We start from the raw sequence: 15,227 nt of genomic DNA, 5'->3' as shown, positions 1-15,227 counted from the left end.
TTGATCATTGGATGTTTTCTTTCTTTTCCCTGCCCCTGTTAAACAGAAAAATCCCGGTTCAGATTATCTTCACGCACAAAATCGATAAACGCCTGTAACGGCGCAGGGATAAGGCGCCTGTCATTGTAGTAAAGATACGGCCCGGAAAACGACAGCCACCACGGTTGCAAGATAGCCTCCAGTTTGCCGCTGGCAATGGCAGGCCGCAGCCATTCTTCAAACAGGTAGATAATGCCAGTACCCGCCACCGCCGTTTCCAGCGCCAGATCCATCGCGCCGCCGACACTGACCACCAGCGGGCCGTTCACCTGCACGCTGAGGCTTTCCCCCTCATGTTCGAATTCCCAGTCCGGCATGATCCCGCTGGCATAGCGACCACGCAGACACCGGTGCTGTATTAGCTCCTGCGGATGCGATGGCCTGCCATGCGTATTGAGATAATCCGGGGAGGCCGCCGCAGCATAACGCTGACGGCGCGGCCCGATAGGGATAGCCACCATGTCCAGTTCAAGGCGTTCGTCATAACGGATCCCCGCATCACAACCGTCACGAAATACATCCTGTACATTACTTTCGGCAATGATTTCCAACTGAATATCCGGATAACGCCGCAGAAACTCCGGCACCAGCGCAGGCAAAACCAGCCGGGTTGCACTAACCGGCACATTCAGACGCAGCGTGCCACCGGGCGTATTGCGATAACGGTTGAGAGCGTCAAGTGCCGCATCCACCTCTTTCATGGCCGGAATTAGCCGCTCGAGCAATGCTCTGCCCGCTTCAGTCAGCACCACTGCACGCGTGGTACGGTGAAACAGACGGATGCCGAGCTGCTGTTCAGCACGGCGCACCGCATCGCTCAACCGGGATGGATTGCTGCCCGTGACGCGTGCCGCCTCACGAAATCCCCCCGCTTTCGCCACTTCTACTACTGCATGCAACAGCGCGATATCCATCGGCATTGTGCGTCACTCCGTACAGTTTGTCCTGATTTCACCGGATAGTTGCACAAGCTGAGTGCGGCTACAATCGATGAACACCCACACAGGAGAATTCCATGACACAACCCTCAATGACTTACCGCCTCGGCGACAGAGAAGTGGCGCGCTTAGGTTACGGTGCAATGCAACTGGCTGGCCCCGGCGTTTTTGGCCCGGTCAGCAATGAAGCACGGGGCATACAGGTGCTGCGTGATGCCGTGGCTTCGGGTGTTAATCACATCGATACCAGCGATTTTTATGGCCCGCATGAAACCAATAAGCTGATCAAAAAAGCCCTCCATCCTTATCCCGATAATCTGCGCATCGTGACCAAAGTGGGTGCGCGACGCGATGAAAAAGGCGGCTGGTTACCGGCTTTCAGCCCGCAGGAACTGACGCTGGCGGTGGAAGATAACCTGCGCAATCTCGGGCTGGAGGTGATGGATGTGGTGAATCTGCGCAGCATGCTCGATGTCCATCAGCCGAAAGAAGGATCGCTGGAACCGCAGCTGGAAACGCTGATCAGGCTCCGGGAACGCGGTCTGATCCGCCATATCGGCCTGAGCAATGTGACGGCAAAACAGGTCGCCGATGCACAGAAAATGACGACCATCGCCTGTGTTCAGAATATGTATAATCTGGCGAACCGTCACGACGATGCGCTGATCGACAGTCTGGCGGAACAGGAGATTGCTTATGTACCGTTCTTCCCGCTGGGCGGTTTTTCGCCTTTGCAGTCAGCGCGGCTTGATGAAGTCGCGGCACAATTGCAGGCAACACCGATGCAGGTGGCGCTGGCCTGGCTGCTGAAACGCTCGCCGAACATTTTGCTGATCCCCGGCACCTCATCACCGCAACATTTGCAGGAAAATCTGGCCAGTGCGAAGGTAACTTTGTCAGATGAGGTAATGGAAACCCTGAACGGAATGGCGGGTTAGACGTCACGCGTCCCCTGCGCATCATGCAGGGGACGTTTTTCGGGATGGCTGAATCTGCGCTGTCATATTAACGGTCAGATCACGTCAACGGTATCCGGCTGTTCACTACAATTCGCGGGCCTGTGCACAGATAAGTTTCCTCAGCCATTTCTGCGCATTACTGTCATCCGAACGCCGGTGCCATAACAGATAAAACGGGATTTCCGGCAGCGCTACCGGCGGCGGCGTCATCACGATATTTTGATGTTTCCCGCTGACTATCACACTGCGTTTCAATACGGTTGCAACATATCCCGTCTGCTGCACAACACCGGCAACACCCGCCATGGTCGGCAGCGTCAGGCGGAGTTCCCGTGTCAGCCCCATTTTTCTGAGCTGTTCATCGACCAGACCATAATGATTTCCTTCCGGCGAGACCAGAATATGGCTCATTGCCAGATAAGCTTCTAACGTCATGCCGTCGCGAGCCGCATCATTGTCGCGGCGGATCAGTGTGACAAATTCATCACTGAACAGAGGCAGTGACAAGATGCGGTTTTCCGGCCGGGTCGGGGGAATACCGATCACCAGATCCACCTCACCGGCATCCAGCATCGACACGGACGCATCGCGGTCGGTAAATGTCCGCACATGCAGCGCCACACCGGGCGCCTGTTCGCTGATCGCCCGCATAATGCCGGGCAGCAGCACCATCAGCGGGTATTCAGACGTACCCAGCGTAAAGGACATTTTTCTGTTCTCCGGCGCAAAATTGTCGTCCGGAGCCAGCAGATTACTCAGTTCGTTAAGCGCTTTTGACACGTGTAAACTGATCTCTTTTGCCCTGGCGGTAGGCAACAAACCGGAAGCACTGCGAATAAACAGCGGATCTGCAAAATGCGTTCGCAGGCGCGACAATGCCGCGCTCATCGCCGGCTGACTGACCGCCGCTTTGCTGGCGGCACGGGTCACATTCCGCTCTTCCATCAGCGCATCAAACGCGACCAACAGATTCAGGTCGAGGCCCTTAAAATCCATAAAACGTATATTCCTCTATATGCTTTTCTTATTTCAATTATGACTGATACAAATGGGATACTCGCTGCGTGCACCACATTAACCCTATAAAAATGCATTCAGCCAGAGGAATTTAGCGATGTCAGACAATAACGAGATGGCAAATCGACTTATAGCGGAACGTAAGGCAGTTGAAAAAATCTATCAGGCTTTCAGCCTGCATAATCCGGACTTAATGGATGAGGCAGTTACCCCGGACTGGAAAGATATTCCCCTCGCCCCCGGACAGGCTTCCGGCCCCGAAGGGCTGAAACCCATCATCAGGGGATTTATTGAAGCTTTTCCGGACGTGAAGATCACCCTTCACGATCTCCTTCAGACGCCGGGGAAGATTGCCGTGCGTGCAGAAATTACCGGCACACATAACGGCAACTTTATGGGCATCGAGCCTACAGGCAAATTTGTCAGCATCCGGTTGCATGAATTCCATGAGCTGAATGGCGAACGCATCACCACCACCTGGCATCTGGAAGACTGGTTTGGCGCGTTCATGCAACTCGGCCAGTTCCCGCCGCAGGGTTAAAAACGGACAATTCGCCGCACGGGCTGACCGGTTCCCTCTCTTTCATTTCGGATTATCCGGCGGCGAGGCCGGTGCGGCGAACCAGTTGTCCTGAGTCACCATGACGGCTGTTTCCGGCTGATTGACAAAATTCGGCGACATAATCTGCACATTAAATTCGTTGAAGACGTCCTGAATATGGCTGTGTAATTCGCTTCTTACTGTGGCAAGGGATTCGCCCGGACGGAGATGCACCTGCAGTTCATAGGCGATATACCAGTCCATCAGACTGAGCTGACGTACCAGCGGTTTATGCTGAAGATCAATACCCTGCGTACGGCTGGCGGCCAGCTCCAGCATGGCGTGCACCTGCCGCCAGGGCGTGTCATAACCGATGGTGACACTGGTTGTCAGGTTGACACCGCCCCCCGGATTTTGTGCGCTGAGATTGGTGATTTTGCCACTGACCACCACAGCATTCGGCACGGTGACAACGTAACTTTCACGGGTGATAATTTTGGTCGCCAGCATGCCGATTTCACTCACCAGTCCTTCGTTATCGCCGATGCGGATCACATCGCCTTTACGCAGCGCCCGGGAATAAATCAGCACCAGTCCGCTCATCGCATGGTTCATCACGCCGGCAGATCCCAACGTCAGCATCAGGCCAAAGAATACGCTGACACCTTTGAAGGCCAGTGAGTTTGCGCCCGGCAAAAACGGATAGGCCGCAGACAGCGCAAACAGCCAGACCATGACAGAAATCAGTTTTCGAGTCGCGCCCACCGTTTCAGGGTGCAGGCCGGGCACCTGCGTTTTTCGGGTCTCAACCCGTTTTAACAGTATTTTTAGCAGCTTGAGAATAAACGCCGTAATGAGGAAAATGATTGCCACGATCATCAAGCCCGGGAACGCCGACACAATCGCCAGAGCGATTTTTTGCACCACATCGACTGACCAGTCACCCAGCGATTCCCCCCAGATACGCGTCCACGGATATAAACGGAACAACCAGCTCAGCCAGAGATAAAACGCCACGATGCTCAGAAAAATTATCAAAATGGCGTATAAATGCACTTCAACCGCACCCAGCAAACTGCGCCACCGGTACGGGATCCACCCTTTCTTCAGCAAAATCCTTGCCGTGAAATACGCTTTCACTTTAGCCCAGGATGTAAACGCCGCGTAGTACAGCAGAATAAGCACAGCGGTACCCGCAACCACTTTGAGTGTCGCGATCGCCAGATACGAGGAAGAATACTGCTCTGCCAGCGAGGTGCGTTGTGTGTTGAAGCGCGCCAGCACACGCTGCGCGGCCTGATCGAGCGTCAGGTCATCGCCTTCATCCAGATCACTTTCCGACAGCAACATCAGTGGCTTACCATTGATTACAAACAACCGCCCCTGCTGACCATAACGTTGCACAGACAGGATCTGCACCGGATGGCGGATGTCCTCGCCGTTCAGCGAACGCAGCGTATTACGGATACGCAACACACGCTCTTCCGGCGTGGACAAGCCGAACGTTGCCTGCAACATCACAACCGGCTGATGAAAAATAAACACAGTGCGGGCTTTTTCCTGATCAGACGGCATCTGCCGGGGTTCAGCTGCCTGCAGATGAAAGGAGCCAAAAAATGCCAGCCACGCCAGCAAAACGCACAGTCTGCCCTTTCTCAGCCAGGCCAGTAACTCCATCACCCTCAACCTGCTGTCACCCATCTACAGACTCCCAACACAAACACGGTAGGATCAAGACGCTGACTTAAAAATTTCAAGATAAGTCATCGTGAAATAAGTCTTTTAATTAAAATCAATCTTGGATAAATGCTAGTTACTCAGGGAAATTTTTACTAGCGATCAGGCATCTTTTTTTATTAACTGCGCCTGACCTACCAATGTCAGGTGTGTCAGATGATATGGTTAAACGCAGGCGGCGGGCCTGCGGCAGTCACTGTATCTGCACCAGCAACCGCCCGCAGGTAAAACGTGGCTATTTAAAATGCGAAGCAATAATATTTATTTTAAACGAGGCATGGCGGTAATTATTTAATAACGAGCAGATCCTGATATCGCGTGGTATATCTCGGCGAGAGCATTTCACGCTTCATCTGCCATTGCTGCCGTATGCCCTGCCCGGCAAAATAAAGCGTTCCACGCCCCTTCCTGGCATTCAGATAATCCAATACGCCCATCAGTTTCTGGCTATTATGTCGCGGTGCGTTTTCATCGAAAAGATTCAGCTGAGCCACACCCTGACTGTAAAAATCGCCCAACATAATCCCGGCTTTCTGATAGCGATGCCCCTCTTTCCAGATAGCATCCAGACAGCGCGTCGCCGCAACCATAATATCCCGGCTATCCTGTGTCGGCGTCAGCAAATTAACGAATGAGCTGGATCCATAATAAGGCTCATTTAATCCGAAGGGAGACGTTTTAATAAACGCGGAGATAAACCGGCAATACTGATGTTCATTGCGGAGCTTTTCCGCTGCCCGGATAGCATAACTACAGATAGCCTGACGCATCTGCTCATATTCCGTGATCCGATCACCGAACGAGCGGGAGCAAACAATTTCCTGCTTTACCGGCGCAAACTCTTCCATCTCAAGACACGGTTCACCCCGTAACTCACGCACCGTTCTTTCCAGCACAACGTTGAAATGTTTTCTGACGAACCGGATATCAGTGTCTGCCAGCTGCAGCACCGTCCCGATCCCCATAGACTTCAGTTTCTTCGTGATCCGCCGGCCGACTCCCCAGACTTCATCCACGGGTAACGCCGCCATAAGCTTTCTTTGCCGTTCGACATTTGACAAGTCAACAACGCCACCCGTCTGCCGTTGCCATTTTTTTGCTGCATGATTAGCCAGTTTGGCTAACGTCTTGGTTTGTGCGATACCGACCCCAACCGTCAGATGCGCACGTTGCAGAACAGTGGCTCTGATTTCACGCCCAAACTCCGTCAGATCGCGACAATTGCGCACGCCCGTCAGGTCACAAAAAACCTCATCAATTGAGTATACTTCGCAGCGTGGCACCATCTCCTCAATTGTGGTCATTACCCGGTTGGACATATCCGCGTAGAGTTCATAATTACTACTAAAACAAACTACGCCATGACGCCTGAACACTTCTTTTTGTTTAAAATACGGTTCTCCCATTTTTACAAATGGATATGCTTCAGCAGAACGGGCAATAACACAGCCGTCATTATTGGATAAAACGACCACCGGCCGCCCCTTCAGGTCGGGGCGAAATACCGTTTCACAGGAAGCATAAAAAGAGTTCACATCACACAGTGCAAACATAGTCAGCTCGCAGATTTCACGATATAGGTCACTACGCCGAAAACTTCCAGGCTTTCTTCGCTGCCAATGATGATTGGCGCATAAACACTATTTTCAGGCCGGAGCATGACAACCGGATGCAGTTGCAGGCGCTTAACCGTGAATTCACCGTCAACCGCAGCAATGACAATATTGCCATGTTCAGCTTTACGGGAACTGTCCACGACCAGTAAATCGCCCTCGCCAATCCCGGCGTCAATCATTGAGTCACCGGTCACTTTCACGAAATAAGTGGCACTCGGATGCTGAATCATCAGTTCATTGAGATCAATACGCCGCTCAACATAATCCTGCGCCGGGCTCGGGAACCCGCAGGGGACAAGGTCGCTGAACAAGGGGAATGCCAGGATCTGCCGTGGCTCGTTAAGCGTGAGGAACTGCATTGTAATCACCATCAAGGAAAACTGTATGTATATACAGTATTATTTATCCCTGATGGAAAGCAAGAGGCTTTAAAGGCGGCGGTGCTTCTGCTGCGTACCGCGCTGAGTAAAAGCCTTTAAATTAAGGGTTTGCCAGACTGTAAATTTTTAGGATTTGAGGGAACGGAGGTCGGTGAGTACAGTCCGGGCATAACCCGGACTGTACTCAGGACTGGCCGGGGAATATCAGCTGATATCTGCGCCGTTGGTCTCAATCACTTTCTGATACCAGTGGAACGATTTCTTCCTGTAACGGTTCCCCGTCCCGGAAATTTTATCGTCGAGGTCGACATAAATCAGACCGTAGCGTTTGCTCATCTCGCCGGTAGACATACTCACCAGATCGATGCACCCCCACGGGGTATATCCCATCAGTTCCACGCCGTCTTCAATCGCTTCAGCCATCGCTTCAATGTGCCGGCGCAGATAATTGATACGGTAATCATCGGCAATAAAGTGGTTTTCATCCGGTTTATCGACGGCGCCCAGCCCGTTCTCCACAATAAACAGCGGTTTTTCATAACGATCGTACAGCTGATTAAGGGCAATGCGCAGACCAACCGGGTCGATTTCCCAACCCCAGTCACTGGCTTCGAGGAACGGATTGCGCGCGCCGCCGAGCAGATTACCCTGTGCCGAAACCGCGTCCGGACTGGTTTTGTTGATGGTCGAAGACATGTAGTAGCTAAAACCAATGTAATCCACCGTATGCTCTTTAATCAGCGCTAAGTCACCCGGCTGAATATCCAGTTCGACGCCCTGCGACTGCCACAACCGTTTGGCATAGTAAGGATATTTACCACCGGCCTGCACGTCGGCGCAGTAGAAATTAAACGCCTGAGTCTCTTTCAGGGTTTCCAGCTGATTGACCGGATTACAGTCATAAGCGTAATGGGTGGCAAACAGGATCATGCAACCCATCTGGATTTGCGGGTGGGTTTCGTGGGCTATTTTTACCGCCAGGCTGCTGGCCACAAACTGGTTATGCCACGCCTGGAATTTCGCCTGAGCCTCAAGCGCACCGGTTTTCACCGTCAGCCCCTGGCTCATGATCGGGAAATGCGCCGCGCTGTTAATCTCATTGAAAGTCATCCAGTATTTCACTTTATGACCAAAGCGGGTAAGCACCGTGCGGGCAAAACGCTCAAAGTGACCAATCAGTTCACGGTTTTTCCAGCCACCAAATGCTGTAGCCAGATGGAGCGGCATCTCATAATGGGAAATCGTGATCACCGGTTCGATGCCGTGTGCGATACAGGCATCAATCACCTGCTCATAATGCTGCAGCCCCGCGTCGTTGGGTTCCTGCTCAATACCGTTCGGATAGATGCGGGTCCAGGCGATAGAAAAACGGTAACACCTGAATCCCATCTCTGCGAACAGCGCGATATCTTCCCGGAAGCGATGATAGTGATCGATACCTTTATGATTGGGATACGTATATTTTGCAGGATCAAGGGTAAAGTCAAACTCCGGGGAGGAAACGATGTTTAAACGGTCTTTACCACCCGGGATCGCATCGACAATCGACAGCCCTTTGCCATCCTGATCGTAAGCGCCTTCAACCTGGTTTGCCGCCGTTGCCCCACCCCACATAAAGTCTTGCGGAAACTTACCTTTCATAAAAAACTCCCTGAACGTGTCTGGTGATCCCTCGGATCATTTAGCAAGGGAGTAATTTACCTGCCAAAAGACGGCTCTGCCAGAAAAGTTACGCCGATGTCCGGACTTTCACGCGTAACCGACCCAGTGATCTAAATCACAGATTTTGCTGCATTAATCACTCCCGGAACCGCTTATCCCGCGTAATAACCGCTTATCTGCCTCTGTGACCGCTGACCAAGTTTCCCCCCTCCGCGCCCGCGAATTTGGCACCCTATGCAGGCACATAAAACAGGCCCCTGCCTCTCTGAAAGAGATCCTTAATAAAGAAAACAGAGAAGGGTATTTCGTGAGTCCTTTTAAAATAACCGGGTTATTTATGAATAAAAAAACATTATTCAAGCACATACCGTGGATGATTGTTGCCCTCCTCGGTGCCTGCTGTCTGGGCGTGGTTGCCCTGCGGCGGGGTGAACATATCAGCGCTTTGTGGATAGTCGTGGCCTCTGTCTCGGTCTATCTGGTGGCCTATCGCTATTACAGTCTGTATATCGCACAAAAGGTCATGAAACTCGATCCTTCGCGCGCGACGCCCGCAGTGATCAACAATGACGGTCTGAACTATGTGCCGACCAACCGCAACGTGCTGTTTGGCCACCACTTTGCTGCCATCGCCGGAGCCGGCCCTTTGGTCGGTCCGGTGCTCGCTGCACAAATGGGGTATCTGCCGGGCGTGTTGTGGCTGCTGGCCGGCGTGGTTCTGGCCGGTGCGGTGCAGGACTTTATGGTGCTGTTCATCTCTTCACGCCGTAACGGTGCGTCTCTGGGCGAAATGATCAAAGAAGAAATGGGACCGGTGCCGGGCACTATCGCCCTGTTCGGGTGTTTCCTGATCATGATTATTATTCTGGCGGTGCTGGCCTTAATCGTGGTGAAAGCACTGGCGGAAAGTCCGTGGGGAGTGTTCACCGTCTGTTCCACTGTGCCGATTGCCCTGTTTATGGGCATCTATATGCGCTTTATCCGGCCAGGTCGCGTGGGTGAGATCTCAGTGATTGGCGTTGTTCTGCTGGTCGCGGCAATCTGGTTCGGCGGCGTTATCGCCAGTGATCCGTACTGGGGTCCGGCGCTGACCTTCAAAGACACTACCATTACCTTTACTCTGATTGGTTATGCGTTTATTTCTGCCCTGCTGCCGGTGTGGCTGATCCTGGCGCCGCGCGACTATCTGGCAACGTTCCTGAAAATCGGCGTCATCGTCGGACTGGCGATCGGTATCGTCATCCTCAATCCGGAACTGAAAATGCCGGCCCTGACCCAGTACATTGACGGTACAGGTCCGTTGTGGAAAGGTGCGCTGTTCCCGTTCCTGTTTATTACCATTGCCTGCGGCGCGGTATCGGGTTTCCACGCGCTGATCGCCTCCGGCACCACGCCTAAACTGCTGGCCTGCGAAACAGATGCACGGTTTATCGGTTACGGTGCCATGCTGATGGAATCCTTTGTCGCGGTGATGGCGCTGGTAGCGGCATCGATCATCGAGCCGGGTCTGTACTTTGCCATGAATACCCCACCGGCAGGTCTGGGCATTACCATGCCAAACCTGCACGAACTGGGCGGCGATAATGCGCCGATGATCCTGGCACAGCTGAAAGACGTCACGGCACATGCCGCCGCCACCGTCAGCTCGTGGGGATTTGTTATCTCGCCTGAGCAGATTATGCAGACGGCGAAGGATATCGGTGAACCGTCGGTGCTGAACCGCGCAGGTGGCGCGCCAACGCTTGCCGTAGGTATTGCGCATGTGTTCCACAAAATTATGCCGCTGGCCGATATGGGCTTCTGGTATCACTTCGGCATTCTGTTTGAAGCGCTGTTCATCCTGACCGCGCTGGATGCGGGGACGCGTTCCGGCCGCTTTATGTTGCAGGATTTGCTGGGTAACTTTATCCCGTTCCTGAAAAAGACCGATTCGCTGGTCGCCGGGATTATCGGTACCGCAGGCTGTGTCGGCCTGTGGGGTTATCTGCTGTATCAGGGCGTGGTCGATCCGCTGGGCGGCGTAAAAAGTCTGTGGCCGCTGTTCGGGATTTCTAACCAGATGCTGGCTGCCGTCGCCCTGATCCTCGCCACCGTCGTGCTGGTGAAGATGAAACGCACGAAATATATCTGGGTCACCCTGCTGCCTGCTATCTGGCTGCTTATCTGCACCACCTGGGCGCTGGGGATGAAACTGTTCAGCACCAATGCGCAGATGGAAGGCTTCTTCTACATGGCCGGTCAGTATAAAGAACGCATCAGCGCAGGCGGCGCGAACCTGACTCCGGAGCAAATCAGCAATATGCATCACATTGTGATCAACAACTACACCAACGCCGGGCTGAGTATTCTGTTCCTGATTGTGGTGTACAGCATCATTTTCTACGGTATCCGCGCCTGCCTGCAGGCACGTAAAACAGACAAGCGTACCGATAAGGAAACGCCTTATGTGCCGGTACCGGCGGAAGGAATAAAACTCTCCTCCGGGCATTGATTGTTTTTCTGAAAGCCCCGCACTCCGGGGCTTTTCAGTTTAAATTCAAAGGAGTATGTATGTTTGACAACTTAGGTGCAGCGAAGAAATACCTCGGACAGGCTGCACGTATGCTGGTGGGCATACCGGATTACGACACCTACGTTCTGCATATGCAGACCAACCACCCGGATACGCCTGCGATGACCTACGAGGAATTTTTCCGTGAGCGCCAGCAGGCGCGTTATGGCGGAGACGGTAAAGGCGGAATGCGCTGTTGTTAAGAGGGCGCCGTTATTAGCAGGAAGGCAAACATGACACCGATTGCAGTCACAGTATTAACAGGCTTTCTGGGTGCAGGGAAAACCACACTCTTACGCCAGATTTTGCATACGCAGCACCAGATGAAAATTGCGGTGATCGAGAATGAATTTAGTGAAATACCGATCGACAACCAGCTGATAGGTGACCGTGCCACACGTATTACCACCCTGTCCAATGGCTGCATCTGCTGTACCCGCTCGGGAGAACTGGAAGCGGCGCTGCTGGATTTACTGGACAGTGTCGATAAAGATGAGGTGCAGTTTGACCGGCTGATGATTGAATGTACCGGCATGGCCGACCCCGGCCCGATCCTTCAGGCGTTTTTCGCCCATGAGATTATCTGTGAGCGTTACGTGTTAGATGGAGTTATCACGCTGGTGGATGCCGTTCATGCCATGTCGCAGCTGGATCAATTTCCTCTGGCGCAGTCGCAGATTGGTTATGCTGACCGCATCGTGCTGACCAAGACTGATGTGGCCGGTGAATGCCCTGAACTGGCAGAGCGGCTGCAACGAATCAATGCACGTGCACCGGTTTATAGAATGATTCAGGGTGACATCGATCCGGCGCTGCTGTTTGATATCCGTGGGTTTATGCTGGAGGAGAACGTGGTCGCCGCCAGACCGCTGTTCTACCGCGTCGCGCCGGAGCAAAATGCCGTCTCTTCAATTGTCGTGGAGCTGGATTACCCGGTCGCGCTGACGGCGATATCGAAGGTGATGGAAGAACTGCTCGCCGGTTTTGCAGATAACCTGATGCGTTATAAAGGGATGTTATGGATAGCCGATCAGCCATGCCGCCTGTTGTTTCAGGGCGTGCAGCGGCTGTACAGCGCCGACTGGGATCGCGAGTGGCAACCGGACGAAACACCGCACAGTGTGTTAGTTTTCATTGGCATGCAGTTGCCCGAAACCGAAATCCGCGAGGCCTTTGCGCGGCTGCGACCAGTCTGCTTAATCTGACCAATTTGACCTAAAGAAAAGCGGCGGGGTTTACAGCCCCACCGTCTCTTTCAGCGATTTCAGATAGCGGCGGCTGACCGGCACAATCTGACCATCGCGCAATAACAGTTCAGCCTGGTTTTTATCTTCCAGACGGATTTCCTTCAGATAATCCATGTTCACCAGATACTGCCGGTGACAACGTAACAACGGCGTGCGGGTTTCCAGCGTACGCAATGTCAGCTCCGTAAATGTCTCTTTACCATTCTGCCCGGTGACATACACCCCGCCGACCCGGCTGCTCACATAGGCTACATCTTCCAGCTGTAACAGCCAGATACGGTTGCTGCTGATACAGGGGATAAATTTCAGCGGCTGCTGATATTGCGGTAACTGCGAAACGTCCTGCGTCTGATAACCCTGACGTAATCTGGCCAGGGTTTTCTGAAGCCGCGCCGCCTGTATGGGTTTGAGCAGATAATCAAACGCGCACTGTTCAAACGCCTGCACCGCATACTCCTCAAACGCGGTGAGGAAAACAATGTGCGGCCGATGTTGCTGATCGAGCATGCCAACCATTTCCAGCCCGCTGATACGCGGCATCTGAATATCAAGAAATACAATGTCAGGGCGGATTTTATGGATCACACCGATCGCTTCAATGGCATTAGTACACTCGCCGACGATTTCAATGTCGCTTTCATCCTGAAGCTGTAAACGTAAATTTTCCAGCGCCAGTGGCTCATCATCCACAACAAGAACTCTCAACATACCACTCCCCCGGCTGGCAGGCGTAACGTGACGCGGGTAAAATCATCCGGTTTACAGCTGACCGTAATACCGTAATCATCGCCAAAGCGCGCGCGCAGCCGCTTATCCACCAGACTCATGCCTAACCCGTCACCGCTTGCTTCCGGCTGATATAACCCGGCATTATCTTCCACTTCAACAATCACTCTTTCCCCCTCGCTGTAAGCACGAATAATAATATTGCCATTGCTCAGCAGCTGAGAAGTCCCATGTTTAATGGCATTTTCCACTAATGGTTGCAGCGTGAAAGCAGGCAGGCTCTGATCAGAAAAGGCCGCCGGCACCTGTAAATCCACCTTCAGTTGTGACGGGAATCTTGCCAGCTCAATTTGCAGATAAGCATTCACATGCTCAAGCTCATCGGCCAGGGTGACAATTTCAGAGGAGCGTTTGAGATTCTTACGAAAGAATGTCGACAGGTACTGCACCAGTTGCCCGGCCTTGTCACTGTCGTGGCGGATTACCGCCATCAGCGTATTGAGGGCGTTAAATAAGAAATGCGGGTTCACCTGTGCATGCAACAGTTTGATTTCAGACTGCGCCAGTAAAGCTTTCTGTTGCTCAAATTTACCGGCGAGGATCTGCGCCGATAACAGTTGGGCAATGCCTTCTCCCAGCGTGCGGTTGATGGAGCTGAACAGCCGGTTGCGGACTTCATACAATTTGATCGTGCCAATCACCCGCTGATTTTCACCCCGCAGCGGGATCACCAGTGTTGAACCCAGCTTGCAGTTAGGATGCAGCGAACAGCGGTAAGGCATCTCGTTGCCGTCGGCATACACCACTTCATCATTCTCAATGGCGCGCCAGGTATATTGGGAGGCGATGGGTTTGCCCACCAGATGATGATCGTCACCGATACCGGTAAAGGCGAGTAATTTCTCGCGATCGGTAATCGCCACGGCGCCGATATCCAATTCTTTCAGCAGCACCTGTGCCACTTTCATGCTGTTTTCTTCGTTAAAACCGCGCCGCAAAATCCCTTCCGTTGAGGCCGCCACTTTCAGCGCAGTGGCCGAAAATGCCGAGGTATATTTTTCGAACATCGCCCGCTTATCCAGCAGGATGCGCATAAACATCGCGGCCCCGAGAGTATTTGTCACCATCATCGGCGCGGCAATGCTGCTGACCAGATTAAGCGCATCATGAAACGGGCGGGCGATCAGCAGGATAATCAGCATTTGCAGTATTTCTGCGACAAAGGTGACACCGGCCGCGACCAGCGGATTAAATAATTTATCGATGCGTCCACGTTTGATCAACACGCTGTGTACCAGACCGCCTAATAATCCTTCGGCGATGGTTGAAATCATGCAACTCAGCGCGGTCATACCGCCCATCGAATAACGGTGGATCCCGCCGGTCAGCCCCACTAATCCCCCGACCACCGGGCCACCAAGAAGTCCGCCCATCACTGCACCAATTGCGCGGGTGTTGGCAATAGAGTCTTCGATATGCAGACCAAAGTAGGTTCCCATAATGCAAAAAATGGAAAAGGTGATATAACACAACAACTTATGCGGTAAGCGCACCGTCACCTGCACCAGCGGAATAAATAACCGCGTTTTACTCATCAGCCAGGCAATCACTAAAAACACGCACATTTGTTGTAGCAGCAGTAATATTAAATTAAATTCGTACATTCCCGGGCACCTAAAAACTGACAAGCTGGCAATATATCGTGCTTAAAAAAAATTTACCTTGAAGCTACCCGAAGAATAGGAATATTTTTATTGACGAATAAACTTTCATATTCTTTTAAAGGAAATATAAGAAGATTATTTAAAGGTACC

Annotated in this window: 13 protein-coding genes; 5 read left to right on the top strand and 8 right to left on the bottom strand. The window is 52.6% G+C overall.

Features of this window, described 5'->3' with window-relative positions:
* Positions 1–38: 38 nt before the first annotated feature.
* Positions 39–959, bottom strand: coding sequence for a LysR family transcriptional regulator (locus tag EVX52_RS07180; protein WP_129953647.1), 921 nt, complete (start codon positions 957–959; stop codon positions 39–41).
* Between the two features lie 95 nt (positions 960–1,054).
* Here EVX52_RS07180 and EVX52_RS07175 point away from each other — a divergent pair, with 95 nt between their 5' ends.
* Entirely contained in the window at positions 1,055–1,915 is an 861-nt protein-coding gene (locus EVX52_RS07175) for an aldo/keto reductase family oxidoreductase (RefSeq protein ID WP_129990972.1), read from the top strand.
* Positions 1,916–2,020: 105 nt separating this feature from the next.
* Here EVX52_RS07175 and EVX52_RS07170 read toward each other — a convergent pair whose 3' ends face one another.
* Entirely contained in the window at positions 2,021–2,932 is a 912-nt protein-coding gene (locus EVX52_RS07170; RefSeq protein WP_129990971.1) for a LysR family transcriptional regulator, read from the bottom strand.
* A gap of 118 nt (positions 2,933–3,050) precedes the next feature.
* Here EVX52_RS07170 and EVX52_RS07165 point away from each other — a divergent pair, with 118 nt between their 5' ends.
* Positions 3,051–3,494, top strand: a complete 444-nt coding sequence (locus EVX52_RS07165) for an ester cyclase (protein WP_129953650.1) — start codon at positions 3,051–3,053, stop codon at positions 3,492–3,494.
* 42 nt (positions 3,495–3,536) lie between these two features.
* On the opposite strand, the gene EVX52_RS07160 is transcribed toward EVX52_RS07165, so the two are convergent.
* The 4 genes from EVX52_RS07160 to EVX52_RS07145 all read right to left on the bottom strand — a co-directional run bounded on the left by EVX52_RS07160 (position 3,537) and on the right by EVX52_RS07145 (position 8,868).
* Positions 3,537–5,171, bottom strand: a complete 1,635-nt coding sequence (locus EVX52_RS07160) for a mechanosensitive ion channel family protein (RefSeq protein WP_370278326.1) — start codon at positions 5,169–5,171, stop codon at positions 3,537–3,539.
* Between the two features lie 347 nt (positions 5,172–5,518).
* The gene (locus EVX52_RS07155) at positions 5,519–6,784 is read right to left on the bottom strand and encodes a Y-family DNA polymerase (protein ID WP_129953652.1); all 1,266 of its coding nucleotides are present in this window, start codon (positions 6,782–6,784) and stop codon (positions 5,519–5,521) included.
* Between the two features lie 2 nt (positions 6,785–6,786).
* Positions 6,787–7,206: a translesion error-prone DNA polymerase V autoproteolytic subunit gene (locus EVX52_RS07150; protein WP_129953653.1), complete on the bottom strand. Its 420-nt coding sequence runs from the start codon at positions 7,204–7,206 to the stop codon at positions 6,787–6,789.
* Between the two features lie 225 nt (positions 7,207–7,431).
* Positions 7,432–8,868: a glycoside hydrolase family 1 protein gene (locus EVX52_RS07145; protein WP_129990970.1), complete on the bottom strand. Its 1,437-nt coding sequence runs from the start codon at positions 8,866–8,868 to the stop codon at positions 7,432–7,434.
* 358 nt (positions 8,869–9,226) lie between these two features.
* Here EVX52_RS07145 and EVX52_RS07140 point away from each other — a divergent pair, with 358 nt between their 5' ends.
* The 3 genes from EVX52_RS07140 to yjiA are packed head-to-tail and all read left to right on the top strand — an operon-like array spanning position 9,227 to position 12,645.
* Positions 9,227–11,380, top strand: coding sequence for a carbon starvation CstA family protein (locus tag EVX52_RS07140; RefSeq protein WP_129990969.1), 2,154 nt, complete (start codon positions 9,227–9,229; stop codon positions 11,378–11,380).
* Positions 11,381–11,439: 59 nt separating this feature from the next.
* Positions 11,440–11,643 (top strand): YbdD/YjiX family protein, encoded by a 204-nt coding sequence (locus EVX52_RS07135; protein ID WP_129953656.1) that lies wholly within the window; start codon positions 11,440–11,442, stop codon positions 11,641–11,643.
* 30 nt (positions 11,644–11,673) lie between these two features.
* A complete protein-coding gene (yjiA, locus tag EVX52_RS07130; RefSeq protein ID WP_129990968.1) occupies positions 11,674–12,645 on the top strand; it encodes a GTPase in 972 nt (323 codons plus the stop codon).
* A gap of 30 nt (positions 12,646–12,675) precedes the next feature.
* Here yjiA and btsR read toward each other — a convergent pair whose 3' ends face one another.
* A complete protein-coding gene (btsR, locus tag EVX52_RS07125) occupies positions 12,676–13,395 on the bottom strand; it encodes a two-component system response regulator BtsR (protein ID WP_129953658.1) in 720 nt (239 codons plus the stop codon).
* Positions 13,389–15,077, bottom strand: a complete 1,689-nt coding sequence (locus tag EVX52_RS07120) for a sensor histidine kinase (RefSeq protein WP_129990967.1) — start codon at positions 15,075–15,077, stop codon at positions 13,389–13,391. Before EVX52_RS07120 ends, btsR begins: the two co-directional genes overlap by 7 nt.
* Positions 15,078–15,227: the final 150 nt, after the last annotated feature.

Origin of the sequence: Rahnella sp. CFA14(1/10), assembly GCF_004195095.1 — a bacterium.
Taxonomy (GTDB): domain Bacteria; phylum Pseudomonadota; class Gammaproteobacteria; order Enterobacterales; family Enterobacteriaceae; genus Rahnella; species Rahnella perminowiae.
Note: the sequence above shows the minus strand (reverse complement) of the source record. Positions and strands in the feature narration are given on the sequence as shown.

Bases quoted from the DNA above. Each gene is read 5' to 3' on its own strand.
- EVX52_RS07180 (WP_129953647.1), bottom strand. From the start codon at position 959: ATGCCGATGGATATCGCGCTGTTGCATGCAGTAGTAGAAGTGGCGAAA.
- EVX52_RS07175 (WP_129990972.1), top strand. From the start codon at position 1,055: ATGACACAACCCTCAATGACTTACCGCCTCGGCGACAGAGAAGTGGCG.
- EVX52_RS07170 (WP_129990971.1), bottom strand. From the start codon at position 2,932: ATGGATTTTAAGGGCCTCGACCTGAATCTGTTGGTCGCGTTTGATGCG.
- EVX52_RS07165 (WP_129953650.1), top strand. From the start codon at position 3,051: ATGTCAGACAATAACGAGATGGCAAATCGACTTATAGCGGAACGTAAG.
- EVX52_RS07160 (WP_370278326.1), bottom strand. From the start codon at position 5,171: ATGGAGTTACTGGCCTGGCTGAGAAAGGGCAGACTGTGCGTTTTGCTG.
- EVX52_RS07155 (WP_129953652.1), bottom strand. From the start codon at position 6,784: ATGTTTGCACTGTGTGATGTGAACTCTTTTTATGCTTCCTGTGAAACG.
- EVX52_RS07150 (WP_129953653.1), bottom strand. From the start codon at position 7,206: ATGCAGTTCCTCACGCTTAACGAGCCACGGCAGATCCTGGCATTCCCC.
- EVX52_RS07145 (WP_129990970.1), bottom strand. From the start codon at position 8,868: ATGAAAGGTAAGTTTCCGCAAGACTTTATGTGGGGTGGGGCAACGGCG.
- EVX52_RS07140 (WP_129990969.1), top strand. From the start codon at position 9,227: ATGAATAAAAAAACATTATTCAAGCACATACCGTGGATGATTGTTGCC.
- EVX52_RS07135 (WP_129953656.1), top strand. From the start codon at position 11,440: ATGTTTGACAACTTAGGTGCAGCGAAGAAATACCTCGGACAGGCTGCA.
- yjiA (WP_129990968.1), top strand. From the start codon at position 11,674: ATGACACCGATTGCAGTCACAGTATTAACAGGCTTTCTGGGTGCAGGG.
- btsR (WP_129953658.1), bottom strand. From the start codon at position 13,395: ATGTTGAGAGTTCTTGTTGTGGATGATGAGCCACTGGCGCTGGAAAAT.
- EVX52_RS07120 (WP_129990967.1), bottom strand. From the start codon at position 15,077: ATGTACGAATTTAATTTAATATTACTGCTGCTACAACAAATGTGCGTG.